A 21,101-nucleotide genomic window follows, 5' to 3' on the forward strand; every position below is an offset into this window, starting at 1 on the left:
TCTGGATTTATTATATATCTGAAAGTCTCTACTAGTTATGATAAATCTATAAACCACAGTAAAGAGATACATGTTGACCAGCAAAGGGGAGCAGAAGCATGAAAAACTTGGTTACGCCTGCCAGCGTGAAAGGCGAGAAACTGGATGTGAGTGCGGGGAGTCCCCGGAAGAAATCAAAATGGAGAACAAGCCTTAGTCTTGATCTGATGGTCATGCCGGCGTTGATCTTAACCCTGATCTTTGCTTATATTCCTATGACCGGCCTTGCCATTGCCTTCAAGAATTACAAGCCGGGATTAGGATTCAATGCCTCCAAATGGGTGGGGCTGGAGCATTTCGAGTATCTGTTCAGCATTCCCGAGAACGTTCAGGTGATCTGGAACACGCTGATTATTGCCGGTCTGAAGATGATTGCCGGCCTGATCGTTCCGTTCCTGTTCGCGCTGCTGCTTAATGAAGTTAGGAAAATGGCATTTAAGAAAATGGTGCAGACCATAGTCTATATGCCTCACTTTCTATCATGGGTCATACTGGGCGGTATCCTGTCCGACCTGCTGGCGAGAGACGGAGGCCTCATCAATCAGGTGCTGGTGAGTGTCTTCGGAATCAAACCGATATTTTTCCTGGGCGACGGGAATTGGTTCAGATTTGTCGTTGTCGTAAGTGATGTATGGAAAGAGTTCGGCTTCAATACCATCGTATTCCTGGCCTCCTTGGCCGGAATCAATCCGGCTCTGTATGAAGCCGCTGAAGTGGACGGAGCGGGGCGTTGGCAGCAGACGCGTGCGATTACGATGCCGGCCATGCTGCCGATCACGATCGTTGTTGGAACGCTCGCACTTGGAAACGTTCTCAACGGAGGGTTTGATCAGATCTTCAACCTGTATAATGCGCTTGTGTTTGACAAAGGCGATATCATTGATACGTTTGTCTACAGACTGGGAATTGTCGACGGTAAGTTCAGCTTCTCCACAGCGGTCGGACTGTTCAAATCGGTTGTCAGCTTTGTCCTGATCGTGTCAGCTTACCGCATTTCGTATAAATTTGCTAACTACCGTATTTTCTAGAATGGAGGCCAACGTGGCATGTATCATAAGACAAAACCATACCGTATCTTCACCGTGTTCAACTATATCCTGATGATTGCGATTTCGGTCTTGTGTGTTATTCCGCTCATTCATGTCCTTGCTGTATCCTTCAGCGGAAAGGCGGCAGCCAATGCCAATCTGGTAGGTCTGTGGCCGATAGATTTCACCGTGGATGCCTACACGAAGACCATAGCCAATGAGAATTTCACCCGTTCCATCTGGGTGACGCTGCAGCGGACGGTGCTGGGAACCGCGTTCAGCATGGGAGTAGTTATTCTGGCCGCCTATGCGCTATCCAAAGAGAATGCCCGGTTCAGACGCCGGAATCTGTATATCTGGCTGCTGGTGTTCACCATGCTGTTCAGCGGCGGTCTGGTTCCGATGTACATTCTGATTCAGAAGCTGCATTTGATGAATACGTTATGGGTGCTGATTCTGCCCGGAGCCGTCTCGGTATGGAACATCATCCTGCTGCTTAACTTCTTCAGAGCGGTCCCCAAAGAGATGGAGGAAGCAGCCTTTATTGACGGAGCCGGTCATTTCAGAACATTGTTCAGCGTGTATCTCCCGGTCTCCATGCCGGCGATTGCGACCTTATCCCTGTTTACGATTGTGGGGCATTGGAATTCCTGGTTCGACGGTTTGCTCTATATGACCAATCACCGGAACTATCCGCTGGCCACCTTCCTGCAGACGGTCATTGTCCAGCAGGACTTCAGTAAGGTGACGGTACGTCCGGAGGATCTTGAGAATATCTCGCAAAGAACAGTCAAAGCAGCCCAAATCTTCATCGGAATGGCACCGATCCTCATCGTCTACCCATTCCTGCAGCGTTTTTTTGTGAAAGGAATTGTCCTCGGGGCGGTTAAGGAATAGCTGCCTTTCCTATAAAGGGGGTGATGCAAACGCTAAAAAAGATGTACTCATCCATAACTTTTGCTAAAATTTGATTAAAGGGGTGCAAGATTAATGATAAAGAAAATGAAATTCTCTGCTATGGCGGTGTTATCTACAGCCATGCTCGCGAGTCTGCTAGCGGGATGCGGCGGCAACACCAATAAGGAGAAGGCAGAAGGAGACAACGAGCCGGCAGCTAGTGAAGACTCCATGTATTCAGCTCCCTTTGAGAATGGTAAATATACAACGCCCGTGACCATCACGACTGTATTTCCCATTGCGAGCAGCCTGAAATTCAAAAATGGCGAAAATATTGAAAATAACGTGCACACCAAATGGGCAAAGGATACAATGGGAATCGACATCAAGTATCTCTGGACCGTCAGTGACCAGAATAACGCCTATGAAACCAAGCTGCGTCTGATGCTTACATCTGGGGAGAAAATGCCGGACATTATCTCTTTCCGGGGTAGTCCATCGCTTATATCCGATCTGATTGACAGCGGCCAGTTCACGGATGCCGGCGAATTATTCGACAAATATGCCTCCGATATCTACAAACAAGCGATGGCAGAGGAGCCAAGCGTATGGAATCCGTACATGAGAGACGGTAAACGTATGGGGATTCCGATTCTGGAGAATGCCTATAATAATGATCCTGTTATGTATATCAGAGAGGATTGGCTGAAGAAGCTGAATCTCAAGGCGCCGTCTACCCTCGCGGAGCTGGAGACTGTGCTGGATGCCTTCACGAATCAAGATCCGGACGGCAACGGAAAGAAGGATACTACAGGGCTATCTGTAGGATTTAAGAATAACCTGAATACCTGGATGTCTGAAGCCGGCTGGGTCTTTGGAATGTTCGGCGCCATGCCTAACCAGTGGAACAAGACGGCTGATAACCAGCTCGCTTACGGTTCTGTCCAGCCGGAGATGAAGCAAGGGCTGGCGACGATGCAGAAGTGGATGAAGGAAGGATATATCTCCTCCGAATCCGGCCTGTATGATGAAGCCAAAGCAACTGAAGCCTTCACAGCTGGCAAGTCCGGCATTATTGTCGGCCCTTACTGGATGACCGGCTGGCCGCTCCCGGATCTGCAGAAGAACGTTCCGGATGCCGAGTTCAAGGCTTATCCGCTTCCGGCAGGACCTGATGGCAAGGTAGGCAGACACGGCACGAAGATTGCCTCCGGGGCCGTTCTCATCAACAAGGATATGGAGCATAAGGATGCCTTCTTCGTCTATCAGAATTATCTGTTTGACAACTGGGCGAATCCGGACAGCACGACCTTCGTCAATGGCTTCGCCAAAGGCTATGACTATGATATTGCTCCAGACGGAACCATTCTAAAAGAGCAGGACAGCGATAAGATTCCAGGCGGCTGGGTGGATGCGATCCGCTATACCTTAACCTACGACGGAGCCATTATTCCGAACCTGATGATGAATACGCTGGCTAAGCTGGCAGAAGGTGCAGAGCCGTCGAACCAATATGAGAAGAATCTGTCTGAGCGGATTCCTGAACAGATCAAAGCGGCCAAAATCATCATCGACCAAAAAGACAGCGTAATGCCGGAGATGTTCACGGGTACGCCTACTGAAACCCAGCTGTCCCGTGGCGATATGCTGGAGAAGCTGGAGAAAGAAATTCTGAACAAGATTATTTATGACAAAGCGCCGGTGGATGAATTCGATACCTTTGTAGAGAAATGGACAACAACGGGCGGCGATAAAGTGACCAAAGAGGTCAATGAATGGTATCAATCCATTCAGAAATAAAGAAACAGGAGACAAGGGCGGCCCCTAAGGCCGTCCTTTCATTCGGAGGAGCCAAGGTGAAATATCGTCTGTCTATCTTTCAGTGGCTGTCGTTTGTCCTGATGTTGATGCTTCTGATCATCGTTGGGGCTTTTTGGATCATATACAGATTGAACGTTAAGGACATTCAGAGTGAGCTGAGGAAGAATAAAATGTATGAGGTTGAATTCATGACCTCCCAGCTATCCACGCAGTTTGAACAGGTGCTGGCCAACACAATTACGTTGTCGCAGGATCAGTCCGTGCGGGGTTATCCGTATATTCTGAAGTTCGGGGATCAGTATTCCAAATATGAGATGAAGCTGACCATCATTGATAAGCTGGCTTTGAACACGGCTTCCACCACCTGGAAGAACACGGTTATCCTGTATTATGAAGATGAGAAGGAGACGGTATCCTCGGACTCGTCGTTCTCCTTCAGCTCCTTTGCCCCTCCGGAGCAAACCTACAACCGCTGGACTCTGCATATGGATAAGGAGGGTAAGGGGTATTACTCCAATATCATGCGCAGTCATATCAGCTCGCTGTTAATTGAAGTGCGGATTTCTCTGGATAATCTTGTGAAAATGATGGAGCAATATGTGTCGGGGATGCCGATCCTATATGATGCCTCTCAGCAGGCGTTCATTCAGACCGGTGCAGTGTTTCCCGAGGAGTTACTGCAGTCTATGATCCCCCGGATCACCGGGAATAGCGGCACGATTTCAGCGGATGAGCATCATGCAGAGTACTTGATCAATTACATGAAGTCGGACATGCTGGATCTATATTTCATTGACGCCTATCCCAAACGACAGTATATTGAGCCGATCAACCGCAACAACAGGCTGTTCCTCTATGCGGTGCTGATTGTGCTTGTGGGTATTATGTTCTACACGCTCCTGCTTCGCAGGCAGGTGCAGAAGCCCGTGATTACGCTGCGCAAGGCCATTGACAGATTCGACAGGGGCGACTTCTCCAGCCGCGCCGTTGATCTGCAGGTCAATGAGTTCAGGGTGCTGGGCAATTCCTTCAACCGGATGGCGGAGAATACCCAAATTCTGATAGAGCAGGTCTTGGTAGGGGAGATTGAAGTCAAGGAAGCGAAGCTGAAGCAGTATCAGGCGCAGATCAACCCGCATTTTCTCTATAACTGCCTGAATTTCATACAGAGCAAAGCCAGCATTGAAGACCATCAGGCGGTTACTGCGATGACGCTTCATCTGGCCTCGTACTGCCGGTATATTCACAAGATTGAACAGCTGGACTCAACCCTTCAGGATGAGCTGGAATTTGTAGAGCATTACCTTCATATGGTCCATCTGCGCAAAAAAGAGATTGCCTTTGAGTTCAGTGTCACGGCAGAGGCGGGGAAATACCGTCTGCCCCGGATGATTCTGCAGCCGCTTGTTGAGAATTGTATTAAGCATGGAATTGAACCGAATTTAAGTCCCGGAATTATCTCGATTACTGCGGAAGAAGTGGATTCGTATCTTCTGATTACCGTGAAGGATAACGGAATCGGCATGAGCGAGGACAGGCTCGGCACAGTCCGCCGCCATATCGACGACAATCTAATGAACAATAAAATGCTGGGAACCGGACTGAGGAACGTGAATCAGCGGCTGCGCTTATATTTTGGCAAGGACTCCGGGTTATCCGTGGACTCTGCGCTGTCCGAAGGCACCAGTTACCGGATACGGATTGATAAGGAGGGAGAAGCGCATTCTGCAAATTCTGCTGGTAGATGATGAACAATATGTCGTAGATGACCTGGAGCTTGCTTTTCCATGGCAGGATTTCGGGATTGAAAAAGTATACAAAGCCTACTCAGGCGCCCAAGCCATGCAGATCGCTCTGCAATACCCGATTGATATTGTCATTACCGACATTGCGATGCCCGGAATGAACGGGCTTGAGCTGGTGAAGCAGATGCGGTGGACCCACCGGAGAGTCAAGTGTATTCTGCTTACCGGCTATGCCGAGTTTGAATATGCCCGGGAAGCCCTTCAATACGGGGTGGTGGAGTACCTGGTCAAGCCGCTCGATCATCATAAGCTGCGTGCTGCACTGGAGAGCACGATTAAGATCATTCAGAAGGAGATTGACACAACGGCGTCCTATGAGCAGGCGATGCTGGCCTTCCGGGAGCATCTTCCGGCACTACGGGACAAGCTGCTGGCCGAGCTGATTCAGGGCAAAGCTTATCCAGAGCAACGGCTGAAGGAGAAGCTGAGCGGATATCAATTGAATTTTCAGGAGAAAGACCGGATCTTCCTGATCCTGATTCGCCTGGAGGAGCATTTCACGAACTTCGGGCTGGATAGCCAGCTGCTCTTTGAATATGCGGTTACCAATATCGCTTGTGAACTGCTGGGTGCAGGCTTTGAGGTGTGGCACTGCCGGGATACATACGAGAATCTGGTGCTTCTTGTGAAGAGCAATGATGAGGAAGCTATGGACGCGGACAAAATATTGAAGCAGCTAACCCATAACACCCATCAGCTGCATAGCAGTGTGAACGAATATCTGAATGGCGGGATCTCGGTCATTCTGTCTTACCCGGGGGGATTTCCGCTGGATATACGCTCCATGTACGAGGATTCCCAGTCGGCGCTGAGACAGCAGGTGGGGAATGACAAGGGATATTTCATCTCCTTGACGGATAAGCAGAGGAGCTCGCCGGTACAGCCGCTTAAGGACTTATATGCTTCTCCGACGCTGATGCATCTGCTGGAGACCGGCCAGTGGCAAGGCTACAAAGAAAGACTGCAGCAGATGAAGGAGCTCAGCAATAATCTGCCGGCCTATAATGAAGAGTATATTGAGGAGATCCGCAGTATGATCTTGGGCTCTTTTCATTATATTGCCCATAAGAATCATTCCCTGCTGTCAGACCTGGTTGGACGGGAGCTTCTGGATAAAACACTCTTCCGCTCCGTATCCCAGCTGATCAGCTGGGGCGAAACGCTGGTGGATACCCTGCAGGTCAAGCTGGAACGGGATACCCAGAATAACCGGCTGGGCATTATCAAAGAGATGCAGAGCTGCATTGCCGCCAATCTGGCAGAAGCCAGCCAGCAGTTCGTAGCGGACGCCGTCTCGCTTCATCCGGCTTATGTCTCCAGACTGTTCAAGCAGGTCAGCGGAATCAGCATCAGCGAGTATATTCTGAACATGAAGATGGAGCAGGCCGTAGCATGTCTCCGCAATTCCGATATGAAAATCTATGAAATCTCCGAGCAGCTCGGCTATGCCAACAGCCAATATTTCATTAAAGTGTTCAAAGAACAATTCGGCATGACGCCCCAGGATTACCGGGGGAAGCTGTGATTGTATGGATGAAAGAAGCCGGCAAAAGCTGAAGCACTTGAATTCACCGGGTGCCGTTTCTACTTGCAGAGGGATGGGTCAAAATTTGGCGACCCAAGTTGTCCATAGCCAGCTAGAGAACAATGTGAATAAATGAAATACAAAGTAATCGTAAACAGCAGATGGATAAATGCACTTCGTCTTATAAGCTGCACGCGCCGCATAAGTCCTTACCTCAATCACCCCGCAGGGTGATTTTTTCTTTTAAAAACAACAGCCCACACCATATTTGTAATCCTTTGTAATAGATTAAATTTAAATATGATAACCGATTGACATAAATATGTTAACCGGTTATCATAAAGTTGCATCCGAAATGAATGCGCATTCAAACCATTATTGGTAAGGGGGAATTCATTTGAAATTGAGAAAGCTTGCAAGCTGCGTTATGGGTCTAACGGTGGCTATGGGGCTATTGGCCGGTTGCTCCAAGGGTAATTCAGGAACCAGCGCTGTCAAAGGGGAAGAAGGCGCAGCACAGACACAGCCAGCCGCCAAAGACGTTAAGCTCACATTCTTCAATACCTCTGCAGAAGTCAATACAGTGTTTGAGGAGATGTTTAAGAAGTATCACGAGCTGAATCCGAAGGTAACCATTGAACTGATTCCTACGCCGATCGGAGGGGCACAGCTTGAAAAGTTCCAATCCCTGCTGGCTTCCGGTAATCCGGCAACGATTGTTAACCTTGATGCAGGAACGATACTTCAATATAAGGACGATTTTCTGAACTTGGAGCCGGATAAGGCGAAGTATGAAGCGCTGACAAATCCGGGAGCCATTGATGGAGCGTTGCTGGACGGACAATTCCTGGGTATTCCATGGACGGCCCAGGGCTACGGCCTGCTGTACAACAAACGTGCGGTAGAGGAGGGCATTGGCGGTACCTTTGATCCTGCATCCGTGAAGACCCGCGACGATCTGGAAGCGGTCTTTAAGAAAATCGAAGCGGCAGGCAAGGCACCGGTGATGGTCCACGGAGCAGATTGGTCGCTGGGTGCCCACTATCTGGGACTGACCTATTCCTTACAATCGCAGAAGGTGGAGGACAACCGTAAATTCGTGGAAGAGCTGAAGAACGGGCAGGTCAATCTAACCGAGAATCCGCAATTTACCGGTCTGATGGATACCTTCGACTTGCTGAAGACGTACAACGCCCGTAAGAGCGACCCGCTTGTATCCGATTATAACCGGGACAGCGCGGATTTTGCCAAAGGGGACGCGGCCTTCTACTTCATGGGAGACTGGAGCTGGGCGGTCATTGGACCGCTTGAAGGCCGCGACGAGGAATTCGGCATCCTTCCGTTGCCAATCAGCAATAACCCTGAAGACTTCGGCAACGCTCAAGTGGCTTACAGCGAACCTAAGCTATTCGCCATAGATGACTCGAAGTCCACACCTGAGCAGCAGGAAGCCGCCAAAGCGTTCATCGAATGGATGGTAACCAGCGAGGACGGGCAAAAGGCCATTATTACCGATATGGGGCTGTCCATGCCGTATAAGGATCTTAAGGCACAGAGCACCAACATCATGTCCAATGCCGTCAGCAAATACGTAGAGCAAGGGAACATCATCAATATCGGTGTGATTAATTACTTGCCGCAGGATTACTGGGCCAAGACCGGCGCTGCGATGCAGAAGTATCTGGTAGGAAATACTGACCGCCAGGGACTGGCGCAGGAAGTTCAGGATTATTGGAAATCTTATGCGGGGAAATAAAGAGGCCGCTGGTTTATGATAAAAGATTGGATGGGACTGGGGCGGCGCCCCAGCCCATCTTTTATGGAGGAAAGGGGGCAGCACTATGAACAAAAAGTTATCATTGAAGAACACGGGGACCTTCTTAGTCTTCGGAGGTCCCTCCATCTTTGCCTTTACCGCCGTTGTGATCATACCGTTCATCGTCGGCTTATATTTGACCTTTACGAATTGGGATGTCCGTACAGGGGACAGCAGCCTAATCGGCTTCGGGAACTATCTGGAAGTGTTCCGGGATAAAGTCTTCCTCAGCCAATTGTGGTTCACGCTTAAGTATGTATTCTTTACCGTGGTGATTGCCAATGTGTTTGCCTTCTTCATTGCGCTGGCACTGACCCGGGGAGGGAAGGGGGAGCAATGGCTGCGCACCGGCTTCTTCACCCCCAATCTGGTCGGCGGGATCGTCCTCGGATATCTATGGCAGACCTTGTTCTCACAGGTGTTGCCTTACCTGGGCAATAAGTACGGTTGGGATCTGTTCCAGACCTCCTGGCTTACAGACACAGGGACCGCCTTCTGGGCACTGATCATTGCGACAGCCTGGCAGCTCGTCGGATATCTGATGATCATTTACATTGCCGGCTTCACAGGCGTGCCGGGTGATGTTCTGGAGGCCGCCAGTATCGACGGAGCAGGGCGGTATGCGGTAATCCGCAGAATCATTCTGCCACTTACGGTTCCTGCGATCGTCATCTGTATCTTCATCTCACTGTCCCGCTCCTTCCTTACGTATGATATCAACCTTGCCTTGACCAAAGGCGGGCCGTTCAATTCGACGGAGCTTGCCACCTACCATATCGTTCAAAAAGCCTTTCTGTCCAATCAATACGGTGTCGGCCAGGCAGAAGCCGTGGTCTTGTTTGCCGTCGTAGCGATTATAGCCTTGACTCAGTCCTATCTGCTCAAGAAACTGGAGGTGGAATCTTAATGAATGGTAACCAGCGCATCCTCTCCGGACTCAAAACAGGATTATTATACCTGTTGCTGTTCGCCTTTTTAACGCCGTTCCTGCTGATTATTATGAACTCATTCAAGACCACCCAGCAATTCTTCGAGAGTCCTTTGTCCCTACCGACAACGATAGATTTCAAGAACTATGCAAGCGCCTTTGAGAATATGGACTTTATGCAGGGCTTCATGAATTCCTTGATCATTACAGGGATTTCGGTATTTGTCATTATTATCTTCTCGGCCATGACCGGGTATTTATTCGTACGTTACAAATGGAAGGTGAACTCCATCCTGTTCTTCCTCATGCTGGCCTCGATGGCGCTTCCTTTTCAGGTACTCATGATTCCAATGGTTATGCTATACGGGAATATGGGGCTGCTCAATACCAAGCTGACGCTGCTGTTTATGTATTTGGGCTTCGGGGTTCCGTTTGGCGTCTTCACCTTCCACGGATTTATCAAAGGGATACCTTATGAGCTGGAAGAATCGGCCTTTATCGAAGGCAGCAGCACACTGCGGACCTTTTTCAGTATTGTGCTCCCCTTGCTGAGGCCGGTATTCGTAACGCTGCTGGTGCTCGATGTGCTCTGGATTTGGAACGACTATCTTCTGCCCAGCCTCGTGCTGCTGTCGCCGGACCAGAAGACGCTTCCGCTCTCGACTTACACGTTCTTCTCCTCCTATTCGGTAGACTATGCCCCGCTGATGGCCGGGCTGATCATGACGATTATCCCCGTGCTGGTCATCTATCTGTTCCTGCAGAAGCAGATCATCAAGGGGATTACGGAAGGTGCTTTGAAATAAGAGGTAGAACGATGTAGCTGTAATGCAGGCAGAATTCATCTATAATTGAAACTAAAAACAAGGTGGTTTCTATGCCGAATCTAAGAGACGTAGCCAAGCAAGCGGGCCTGTCTGTCAATACCGTCTCCAGAGTGCTTAATAATAGAGGGTATATCAGTGAGAAGACGAAGGAGAAGGTCTACCGGGTGATGAAGGAAATGAACTATCAGCCGAATGAAATGGCCCGGGCCCTGTTCCGCAAAAAATCCAATATGATCGGGCTGATCATACCGACGATCTCGCATCCTTTTTTTGCCGAGCTAACCTCTTATCTGGAATATTATGCTGATCTTAAGGGCTACAAGCTACTGCTGTGCAATTCCAACCGCAACGTAGCCAAGGAAGTGGAATACATCGAGATGCTCAAAAAAAATCAGGTCGATGCCATCATCATGGGCAGTGCGGTGCTGGATGTCCAGCATTATCTGAACCTGGATCTGCCGATTGTCTCCTTCGACCGTATAATCTCGGTGGAGATTCCTGTGGTCACCTCCAATAATCTGGAGGGCGGCAGACTTGCTGCCCGGTTATTAATCGGCAAGGGCTGTCTTCATCCGGTCTATATTTACCGGGGAATTGACGGTCCCCAGCATCATCTGATGCTGGCGGGCCAGAGAAGGGAAGGGTATGAAGCGGAGATGGAGCGCGCAGGACTGCAGCCGCTGCATTTGCAGCTCGATGCTGAAGGGGGCAATTACGCCGGAAGCAACACCGACATTACCGCCTATTTGCAGGAGCATCCTGAGATCGACGGTGTTTTTGCCAGCAGTGATGTGATTGCCGCCGATGTGATTCATGCCTGCAACCTGCTGAACAAGAATATTCCCTCGCAGGTCCGAATCGTAGGTTACGATGATGTACAGATCGCCTCGCTGATCTCACCGCGCCTAAGCACGGTCCGGCAGCCGGTTCAGGAGATGAGCGAAGCTATCATTAAGCTGGCTGTTCAGCAGATTGAAGGCGAAGCCGTTACGATGGTGAACACGTTCCCGGTGACAGTGGTGGAACGAGGTACGACATAGAAACAAGCTCCCGCTGAAACGGATACCGTCCTTTTAAGGACGGCGAACCCGTTTTACACTTATATATTAACCGGTTAATATAGGATCTCTCCCGTTCCCTTAACGAAGGAGGAGAGCTGATTCCGGGGAGGAGGGTACGGATGGCTGTAACGATCAAAGATATTGCAGAGAAGGCGGGCGTCTCCGTCACAACCGTTTCCCGTGTGCTCAATAACCGTGGATATCTGAGTGACAGCCTGAAGCAAAAAGTGAACGATGTCATGGAGGAGATGAACTACCATCCGAGTGAGGTAGCACGCTCCCTGCTGCGCAAGAAATCCAATATTATAGGTCTTATCCTCCCGGATATTTCCCATCCGTTCTTCGGAGAGGTCACCAAGCATATTGAGGCTTATGCCTACGAACACGGGTATAAGCTCATGCTGTGCAATTCCCTGCACCATAAGAAGAAAGAGAAAGAATATATTGATCTGCTGAGAGCCAGCCGGGTCGATGGGATCATCATGGGCAGCCATACAATGAGCGTGAACGATTATAAGTCGATTAACCTGCCGCTGGTCTCCTTGGACCGGCAGATCTCCAGGTCTATTCCGTTTATTGCCTCTGATAATTATCAGGGAGGCGTACTGGCTACCCGGTTACTGCTGCGGAAAAAATGCCGGAATATAGCCTACCTCAGCGGGAATTTGCGGCTCAGTCTCCTGGCTAAACAGAGACATGAGGCCTTCCTGGAGCAGGTCAGCGGACAAGATGTCCAGTTCATCGTGAAACAAACGGATCTGAACGGTTTCAAGTATAAGGAGTATGAGAAGCTGGTAAGCAGCCTATTTCAGGAATGTCCTGAGCTCGACGGTGTATTTGCGAGCAGTGATATGCTGGCGCTGCAGGTGCTCAAGCAATGCCGGAGGCTCGGCAGAACGGTGCCTGAGCAAGTGAAGGTGATAGGCTATGATGGGATTGCGGCAGGAGATGCTGAGGATCTGACGACCATCGTCCAGCCGATCAAGAAGATGGGCGAATTAGCGGTGCATTATCTGCTTCAGCAGATTGCCGGTGAGCAGGTCCCGCTGGAGACGATTCTTCCGGTCCGATTAGCGGAGAAGAGAACCACTTAAGCTTGAGGAACCTAAGATTCATTCACATACGAACAATAATGGAGGAAACATAGATGGAATTCATTCACCGGGTAACCCCGGAATTACAACAGGGGATTGCCGAATTACCGCCGTTTCATTTGCCGGAGGATCTGGCTGCCGCCAGAAATAACATTCCACTGCCTGCCGTGAAGTCGGAGCGCGTCCGCATTACAGAACAGGTTCTGACCGTTGCCGGTGGCCATCAGATGCAGGTCAGAATCTACGAACCGGCGCAGAGAAAGGAACAACATGGGCTGCCCGCTCTGCTCTGGACCCATGGCGGAGGCTACATTCTGGGTCATCCCGGCGGGGATGATGGGTTATGTGAGAGCTTCGTAGAGACGGCCAACTGTGTCGTTGTATCGCCCGACTACCGTCTCGCTCCTGAGCATCCGTTCCCGGCAGCCATAGAAGACAGCTACGCGGCGTTAGTGTGGCTGGCGGGTGCCGCAAATGGTCTTCATATTGATGCTTCCCGGATAGCAGTCGGCGGAGCGAGTGCAGGCGGGGGACTGGCTGCTGCCCTGGCACTGATGGCAAGGGATAAGGGCGGTCCATCTCTCTGCTTCCAGCTTCCGCTGTACCCGATGCTTGACGACCGCAATCTTACACCCTCCAGTCATGAGATTACGCATCCGGCAGTGTGGAACCGGGCCAACAACCTGATCGCCTGGGAGATGTATCTGGGCGGACCTGCCGGAGGCGAAGCTACCTCCCCTTATGCTGCGCCCGGCCGTGCGCAGCATCTGGCGGGGTTGCCGCCCGCCTATACTTGCGTCGGACAGCTGGACCCGTTCCGCGATGAGACGATTGAGTATGTCACCCGGCTGGCACAGGCCGGTGTAGAAGTGGAATTCCATCTCTATCCCGGGGGCTATCACGGCTTCGAGCATGTCGTTCCGACAGCCGGAATTAGCCGCAGAGCCAGGGAAGAATATATTCATGCCCTGGCAAGGGCCTTGAATTCGTGAGGGATGGCCGGACATCTGGAATCATTTTTCGCTGAAACGGTACCGTCCTATAGAAGGACGGCAAAGCCGTTTCCACTTAAATTGAAAAAAGAGAACGGTTTTTTGAAAGTAAACCAGCTACAGAAACCATAGAATGGATATGAAGAAGGGATATTGTAGGGCAAGGGGGAGTACGGGTGTTTAATCTCGGTGAGGCAATACCGTTTGAAGATCAAACGAACGATGTGTTAACGGTGGGGGAACTGCTCGTTGATATGATTGCCAATGAGTATGGCGAGGACACAGCTTGTAATGGATATACCAGATATTCCGGCGGATCGCCATCCAATATTGCCATTAATGTCCATAGGCTCGGCATCCGGTCTCATGTCGCTTCGGCGGTGGGGAAGGATGGTCTGGGCGGGTTTCTGATCAGGGGCTTGCAAAGTGCGGAGATGGATACCAGCGGAATCCAGCAGGTAGACGCGTCTACCAGTATGGTGGTGATTACGAAGAGTCAGAGCACGCCGACTCCGATCTTTTACCGCGGGGCGGATTACGGGCTGGAATATAATAATGAGCTTGAGCAGGCGGTCATTCATTCTAAAATCATTCATTTCTCCTGCTGGCCGATCTCAAGAATCCCGTCGCGTGATACGGTTGAACGGGTGATTGAGGTGGCCAGGAAGCATAACCTGCTCATCGGCTTCGATCCCAATTATCATCCCCTGATCTGGCAGCAGGGTGAGGACGGGGTGGCCTATGTCAAAAGCATGATCCCGAAGGTGGATATCATCAAGCCTTCGGAGGATGATGCCGAGCGTCTGTTCGGACCCGGAACTCCGGCAGAGCAAGTCGGGAGATTCCTGGCGCTTGGAGCCAAGCTGGTAATTATGACGCTGGGCAAAGACGGCGCTCTGGTGTCCAATGGAAGGGAAACGCTGGCGTTCGCTACCAGAGCTACCCGGATCGAAGATACGACAGGAGCGGGAGATGCCTTCTGGTCCGGCTTCTATGCGGCAGTCGTTAAAGGGTATACGCTCAGAGAATCGCTGGAGCTGGGGTTTGCCGTCAGCGCGTACAAATTGAAATTTACAGGGGCCGTAGTAAATCTGCCTGCCCTGGAAGTCATACAACAAGAATATAACCTGTAGGAGGAAGAAGATGACACTGAAGAATCAAGTCCAATTGATTACCTATCCCGATTCGCTGGGCGGCGACCTGAAGCAGCTTCATCAGGTGCTGCGCGGGCCGTTCGCGGATCTGTTTGCAGGCGGAATTCATATTCTGCCGCCCTTTCCTTCCTCCGGGGACCGCGGGTTCGCTCCGCTGACTTATCTGGAGATTGAGCCGGAGTTCGGCACGTGGGAGGATATCCGCAGCATAGGGGAAGAATTCGATGTGCTGGTAGACCTGATGGTGAATCACATCTCCAGGCAATCGCCTTATTTCCAGGACTTCCTGGAGAAGGGGCGGGCTTCCGCATATGCCGATTTATTCATTACCCTGGACAAAATATGGGCGGACGGCCAGCCTGTCCAGGCGGATATTGAGAAGATGTTCCTGCGGCGGCCTCTGCCCTATTCCACCTACTCCACCCCGGGGAGCGGGGAAGAGAAGGTCTGGACAACCTTTGGCAAAACTGATCCCTCCGAGCAAATTGATCTCGATATCCATTCACCGCTCACCCGGGAGCTGCTGCAGCGGTTCTTTGAGAATTTCAAAGCGCAGAATGTCAAGATCGTCCGGCTTGATGCGGTGGGATATGTGATCAAGAAGCTGGGCACCAGCTGTTTTTTTGTGGAGCCGGAGATTTATGAATTTCTGGACTGGATCAAAGCGATGGCGGATTCGCTGGATATAGAGCTGCTGCCCGAGGTACATGCGCATTACAGTATACAGAACAAGCTATCGGAATACGGCTGCTGGATCTACGACTTCATCCTGCCCTACCGGGTGCTTGAGGCACTGACCGGCAGATCCAATAAGGAGCTGTACTCCTATCTGCAGACCCGCCCGCATAAGCAGTTCACGATGCTGGATTGTCACGACGGCGTTCCGGTGAAGCCGGATATGGATGATCTGATTGATACGAAGGAAGCACAGAAGCTGGTGGATCTCTGCGTGGAGCGGGGGGCGAACCTGAGCCTGATTCTGTCGGAGGAGCATAAGGCTCCGGACGGCTTCGATGTCCATCAGATCCGCTGCACGTATTACAGCGCGCTGAAAGAAGATGACGATGCTTATCTGGCGGCCCGGGCGATTCAATTCTTCGCACCGGGTATCCCGCAGGTCTATTATGTGGGCCTGCTGGCCGGCAGTAATGATCTGGAGCAGGTAGCCTTGACGGGTGAAGGGCGGGAGATCAACCGCCATAACTATACGCTGGAGGAGATTGAAGCAGAAACTCAGCGGGAGGTGGTGCAGCGACTGATGAAGCTGATTCGTTTCCGCAATACCTACAGTGCCTTCGTAGGAACGTTCCGGGTGCTGGAGGCGGCAGACCATGAGATCCGGCTGATGTGGGAGCATGGCGGAGACTACTGCCGACTGTTCATTGACCTGCAGAATTACCAGACTGTGATTGAATATGTGGATGAGCAAGGACAGGAAGCGGTTTACCGGGTCTAATCCTAATCATGTTAAGGGGGAATGATTATGGCTACACTGCAAATAAGCCTGCAATCGAAATGTCTGAAGCGGGAAGTGACGTTCAATGCGTTATTGCCGGTGGATCTGCCTGAGGGTCTGGGGCTGCCGGTATGGGCGGGCCAGCCCTTAAGATCCCTCTATCTGCTGCACGGCTTCTCCGGGAGCCATAGTGATTGGATGAGCTTCTCACGGATCAGGGAGCTGTCGGACAGATATCAGATTGCGGTATTTATGCCTGCCGGTGAGAATGGCTTCTATGTGGATGATGAGAACAGAGACGCATTCTACGGTGAATATGTCGGCAGGGAACTGGTAGAGTTCACGCGCCGGATGTTCCCGCTGTCTGCGGCGAGCGAGGATACATGGATCGGCGGTTTATCCATGGGCGGCTACGGAGCGATCCGCAACGGCCTGAAGTATGCGGAGCAATTCGGCAGGATTATAGCTTTGTCCTCGGCGCTGATCCCTTACCGGATTGCGGGCATTCCCCCGGACTATAAGGATGGCATCGCCAGCTATTCCTATTACGCAAGTGTGTTCGGTGATTTGAGCCGGCTGCTGGGCAGTGATAAAGACCCGGAGCAGCTTGTGCTGGATGTGAAGGCGAAGGGGCTTGCGCTGCCGAAGCTGTACATGGCCTGTGGAACAGAGGATATGCTGCTGGATGTGAACCGCCGGTTCCATCAGTTCCTTGAGGGTGAAGGGGCCGGACACCACTATGTGGAAGGCCCGGGAGACCACAACTGGGAGTACTGGGATAAGCACATTGAAGCTGCGCTGGAGTGGGCGGATAATTAAACAATATAGATAACGGTTAAAATTTAAAGAAATCTGGGGACAGCAGCGGCCGGAAGTCCAAATATTCACCGTAGTGACGACGGAGCTTCAAGTTTGGATCTTAAGTTCAGTTTATCTAACAGCAAATTGCATACTTGCACGCCCCTGGGCCCATCGAGTTCGTATCGGCTTCAGGGGCTTGCTGAATTCCGGGGGAAGGAGGAGGTGGGGATGATCCGAACGAACAGTATCATTTTCAAATTTTCGTTGCAGATGACCGTGATTCTTGTGATCCTGCTGTCCATCCTTGTGCTGAGCAATATATACTCCCTGGAGGTGGTGCGAAGTAATGCGCTGACCAGCTCGCGGAATACACTTGCCCTCTATCAGGCGAATATTCATAACAACTTCAACAATTTCTCCAAGGATCTGATTGAGGTGTTCGACCATAACATAGATACCGCTGTCAATACAGCGGGTATGGATGAGAGCAGCCGGTATTTCAAGGTCCAGCAGCTCAAAACCAACCTGCAGGCGAAAATGGCGGGCGGCTATTCCAGTGACGGCATGTTCATCAGACTCTCCGGAGAACTGGTGCTGGAGCAGTTCAATAGCCGGATGGAGTCCGGGGATAAGCTGTCTCTGGTTGATTTTCTGAATATGCACAAGTTCGATACGGCTCCGGTAGCGCAAAGCGGGGAATGGAAGGTGTTCCAGATCCGGGACGAATATTATTTGTTCAAATACATTACCTATTCAGACGTCAGCTTCGGAACCCTGGTGAAGGCGGACAACCTGTTGTCTATGGTAGACAGAGGGGCCAATGATCAGAACCGGTATGTACTGAGTGATGCAGAGGGGATAATACTGGCTGCCAATAATATCTCCCTGAATGAGGCGGACACAACCCTGGAGAGCTTAACGGAGCAATATCAGAGCAGCTTCCTGATTGTGTCTGAACCGATCGGCGAGTTTGGCCAGATGACCAATATGGTCCCCAAGGGCGGATTGTTCTCGGGCCTCCAGCTTATTCAGTGGGGGATCGCCTTGCTGGCAGTGCTCTCGGCGATTGTTGTACCGCTAGTGCTGAGATTCTTGACCAGGGATGTGCTGAGGCCGATTCTGGAGCTGGTGAAGGCGGCCAAGGCCGTCGAGCAGGGTCAGCTTGAATACCAGATTCCCCAGAATACACCGTACTCCCTGGAATTCATGAAGCTGTTCCATGCGCTGGAATCCATGGTCAGTGAAATTAAGGATCTGAAGATTCAATCTTATGAAGAACAGATCGAGATCAGCCGCGCAGAGATCAAATATCTGCAGATGCAGATCAGGCCCCATTTCTTCCTGAATGCGATCTCGACGATCACCAGCTTAACCTATCAGAATAAGAATGAAGAAATCCGGCGCCTGATCCACTGCCTGTCGGAACATCTCCGGTATATGTTCAGAGGCGGGCTGATGGAAGTTACGATGGAGGAAGAGATCCGGCACACTGAGAATTACATCCGGATGCAGGAGATCCGTTACCCGGATCAAATTTTCTTCATGATCGAGATCCAGGAGGAAGCCCGGCAGGTACCGATACCGCAATTCATGATTCAGACCTTTGTGGAGAATACCTTCAAGCACGCCATGTTCTATCAGGAGATGCTGTCCATCTTCATCAGGGTGCGGATAGAGACCAGGGACGGGCGTCCGTTTGTCAGTATTGTGATTGAGGATAACGGAGCAGGCTTCACTGCCGAATGGCTGAATTCGCCGGAGTCCGTACAGGTGACGGAGGATGGAGGCCGGGTCGGAATCGCCAATATCCGCAAAACCCTCAAGCTGCTCTACAAACGCGATGATCTGCTGAAGCTGTCCAATGCAGAGTCTACAGGCGCAAGAGTAGAGCTCTGGATACCTGTGAACCGGGTGGACCAGCCCATATCAGAGGGGGGATAAATATGCGTTGTATGTTGATTGATGATGATATTCCAACCGTAGAAGCCCTGCGCAGGATTGTCAATTGGGATGAATTCGGGATTACGGAAGTGCAGGCCGCCCATAATATACAGGATGCGAAGCAGTTATTCGGGCAAGCCGAGCCGGATCTGATCATTTGCGATATCGAAATGCCGCGCGGCTCAGGGATTGATATGATCCAGTGGGCGAGAGACCGCCAATATGAAGGCGGGTTCATCTTCCTGACCTGTCATGAGAGCTTCAGCTTCGCCTCTAAGGCCATCTCGTATGATGCCGACTCTTATCTGGTTAAGCCGCTGGACAAGCAGGAGCTGGAGGCGGCCCTGCGCAAGTCCATGGATACGCTGAAGAACAAAATCATGATGGGTGAATACAGCAAAATGGGTCAGGCATGGCTCAAGAATCAGGATCTGATGGAACGGAGCTTCTGGAGTGAGGTCCTGACAGCGACGATATCTCCCCGAATCCGGCTTATTCAGAGTGAAGTGCAGAAGCGGGAGCTGCCTGTCTCCGTACTGGCGGATTATAGGCTGCTGCTGATTAGTGTTCCCCGCTCCCAGATTGAACGGGAGTGGGACGAAAGTATCTTCCATTACGCGCTCTCGAACCTCGTCTCTGAAATTCTCAGCAGCCAGGTGAGCGGCGGGCGGATCATCGCCTACCAGGTCGATAAGGTGTTCTATAATGCAGTTCTTGCCGAGAGCCAGGTGGATAAGAAGTGGCTGGAGGCGAGTGCCGGAGAGATCATTCGGCTCAGCAGACATTATCTGAAGTGTACCGCCACCTGTTATTTCAGTGAGCCATCGGCCATCTCCGGTCTCTCGCAGCTCAAGGCGGAGCTGGAGCAGGCGGATGAGTCGAATCTTATTTTCAGGGGAAGGGTCCATCTGCCGAACGAACCCTTCTATGTTGATCTAACCGAGCGCTATACCCTGGATACCGAGTTGTTCACCCTGCTGTTCGTCCAGAAGGAGAAGGCGCAGATTGTGAACCGGCTGAAGAAGGAGCTGGAGCTGCTGACCAGCCGGAACAAGCTGGATTCGGCAACCCTCCATGCCATCCGGGAAGATCTGCTTCAGGTGGTCTATTCGCTGCTCTCCCGGCATCATATTCAGGCACACCGGTTGTTTGCCGATGAACTCAGCCAGCAATTGGCCCAGGATGCCGAGAGCAGTGTGTTCGACTTCATGAAGTGGGCGCAGGTGCTTACGGAGAAGACGGTGGATTCCATCAGGGAAGTGCTGCAGTCGGAAGGCGTAGTCGAGCGGGCCAAACGGTTCATCCAGGACCATTATACTCAAGACCTCAGCCGTGAGGATGTTGCCGCAAGCGTCTATCTGACAGCGGACTATTTGGCGAAGGTCTTCAAGAACGGGACCGGGCAGACGGTCAAGGAATATTTGAACGATTGCCGCATCCGGGCGGCGAAGCAGATGCTCCTGGAGAGTGCGGCCAGCATAGGGGAGATCGCCATGGATACCGGGTTTGATACGATTTCCTATTTCTCGACAGTATTCAAAAAATGGACCGGCGAAACACCGGCAGCTTATCGTGCCAAGCACAAGGCTGTTCTATAGCAGGAAGCTCCGTATCTCCCCGTGAGAAGCGGAGCTTCTTGCTATAGAGATTTTAGTTGGATTGTATACAGTTGTTGCTGAATAAACAACACTTAATTCGCGGCATTTCCTGTAAAGTTGAAAAATTTCAAATAATAGATGCTGTTTGTCCACTTGCTTGGGCATCATTCGTAGAAATGGAGAAACGAAGCTGCCTTTTTCCACTTGTTTGCTTGGCCGAAGCAGGGCGGTCACGCCGCCCGCCAGAGAATCACGCTCCAGTACGTTTTTTTATAAAAACAGCCCGTCTTTTTGAAAGCCTGCCCCCCTCCAGGACCA

Annotated in this window: 16 protein-coding genes; all 16 read left to right on the top strand. The window is 51.2% G+C overall.

Annotated features, from left to right (window positions below; translation table 11 throughout):
* Positions 1 to 98: 98 nt before the first annotated feature.
* Positions 99 to 1,067, top strand: a complete 969-nt coding sequence (locus MKZ24_RS13815) for an ABC transporter permease subunit (RefSeq protein ID WP_081956627.1) — start codon at positions 99 to 101, stop codon at positions 1,065 to 1,067.
* A gap of 18 nt (positions 1,068 to 1,085) precedes the next feature.
* Positions 1,086 to 1,964 carry a carbohydrate ABC transporter permease gene (locus tag MKZ24_RS13820; RefSeq protein WP_042238424.1) on the top strand — a complete coding sequence of 293 codons (879 nt, stop codon included), beginning with the start codon at positions 1,086 to 1,088 and terminating at the stop codon, positions 1,962 to 1,964.
* Between the two features lie 93 nt (positions 1,965 to 2,057).
* On the top strand, positions 2,058 to 3,764 hold the full coding sequence (locus MKZ24_RS13825) for an extracellular solute-binding protein (protein WP_042238422.1): 1,707 nt from the start codon (positions 2,058 to 2,060) through the stop codon (positions 3,762 to 3,764).
* A gap of 56 nt (positions 3,765 to 3,820) precedes the next feature.
* Positions 3,821 to 5,533 carry a sensor histidine kinase gene (locus MKZ24_RS13830; protein WP_197072969.1) on the top strand — a complete coding sequence of 571 codons (1,713 nt, stop codon included), beginning with the start codon at positions 3,821 to 3,823 and terminating at the stop codon, positions 5,531 to 5,533.
* Positions 5,487 to 7,115, top strand: coding sequence for a response regulator (locus MKZ24_RS13835; protein WP_052416653.1), 1,629 nt, complete (start codon positions 5,487 to 5,489; stop codon positions 7,113 to 7,115). The genes MKZ24_RS13830 and MKZ24_RS13835 overlap by 47 nt, the downstream gene beginning before the upstream one ends.
* Before the next feature lie 397 nt (positions 7,116 to 7,512).
* Positions 7,513 to 8,871: an ABC transporter substrate-binding protein gene (locus MKZ24_RS13840; RefSeq protein ID WP_231637703.1), complete on the top strand. Its 1,359-nt coding sequence runs from the start codon at positions 7,513 to 7,515 to the stop codon at positions 8,869 to 8,871.
* Between the two features lie 85 nt (positions 8,872 to 8,956).
* The gene (locus MKZ24_RS13845) at positions 8,957 to 9,838 is read left to right on the top strand and encodes a carbohydrate ABC transporter permease (RefSeq protein ID WP_042238420.1); all 882 of its coding nucleotides are present in this window, start codon (positions 8,957 to 8,959) and stop codon (positions 9,836 to 9,838) included.
* The gene (locus tag MKZ24_RS13850; RefSeq protein ID WP_340783809.1) at positions 9,838 to 10,665 is read left to right on the top strand and encodes a carbohydrate ABC transporter permease; all 828 of its coding nucleotides are present in this window, start codon (positions 9,838 to 9,840) and stop codon (positions 10,663 to 10,665) included. The genes MKZ24_RS13845 and MKZ24_RS13850 overlap by 1 nt, the downstream gene beginning before the upstream one ends.
* Before the next feature lie 71 nt (positions 10,666 to 10,736).
* Positions 10,737 to 11,726 (top strand): LacI family DNA-binding transcriptional regulator, encoded by a 990-nt coding sequence (locus MKZ24_RS13855; RefSeq protein WP_340783811.1) that lies wholly within the window; start codon positions 10,737 to 10,739, stop codon positions 11,724 to 11,726.
* A gap of 140 nt (positions 11,727 to 11,866) precedes the next feature.
* Positions 11,867 to 12,841, top strand: coding sequence for a LacI family DNA-binding transcriptional regulator (locus MKZ24_RS13860; protein ID WP_042238417.1), 975 nt, complete (start codon positions 11,867 to 11,869; stop codon positions 12,839 to 12,841).
* Between the two features lie 53 nt (positions 12,842 to 12,894).
* A complete protein-coding gene (locus tag MKZ24_RS13865) occupies positions 12,895 to 13,833 on the top strand; it encodes an alpha/beta hydrolase (RefSeq protein ID WP_042238415.1) in 939 nt (312 codons plus the stop codon).
* A gap of 176 nt (positions 13,834 to 14,009) precedes the next feature.
* Positions 14,010 to 14,966: a carbohydrate kinase family protein gene (locus MKZ24_RS13870; protein WP_042238413.1), complete on the top strand. Its 957-nt coding sequence runs from the start codon at positions 14,010 to 14,012 to the stop codon at positions 14,964 to 14,966.
* A 10-nt stretch (positions 14,967 to 14,976) separates the two neighbouring features.
* Positions 14,977 to 16,443 (top strand): sucrose phosphorylase, encoded by a 1,467-nt coding sequence (gene gtfA, locus MKZ24_RS13875; RefSeq protein ID WP_340783819.1) that lies wholly within the window; start codon positions 14,977 to 14,979, stop codon positions 16,441 to 16,443.
* A gap of 27 nt (positions 16,444 to 16,470) precedes the next feature.
* The gene (locus tag MKZ24_RS13880) at positions 16,471 to 17,262 is read left to right on the top strand and encodes an alpha/beta hydrolase (RefSeq protein ID WP_340783821.1); all 792 of its coding nucleotides are present in this window, start codon (positions 16,471 to 16,473) and stop codon (positions 17,260 to 17,262) included.
* 210 nt (positions 17,263 to 17,472) lie between these two features.
* Entirely contained in the window at positions 17,473 to 19,185 is a 1,713-nt protein-coding gene (locus MKZ24_RS13885; protein ID WP_340783823.1) for a sensor histidine kinase, read from the top strand.
* Between the two features lie 2 nt (positions 19,186 to 19,187).
* Positions 19,188 to 20,783, top strand: coding sequence for a helix-turn-helix domain-containing protein (locus MKZ24_RS13890; RefSeq protein WP_042238405.1), 1,596 nt, complete (start codon positions 19,188 to 19,190; stop codon positions 20,781 to 20,783).
* Positions 20,784 to 21,101: the final 318 nt, after the last annotated feature.

The organism is Paenibacillus sp. FSL R7-0297 (assembly GCF_038009025.1).
GTDB lineage: Bacteria > Bacillota > Bacilli > Paenibacillales > Paenibacillaceae > Paenibacillus_AQ.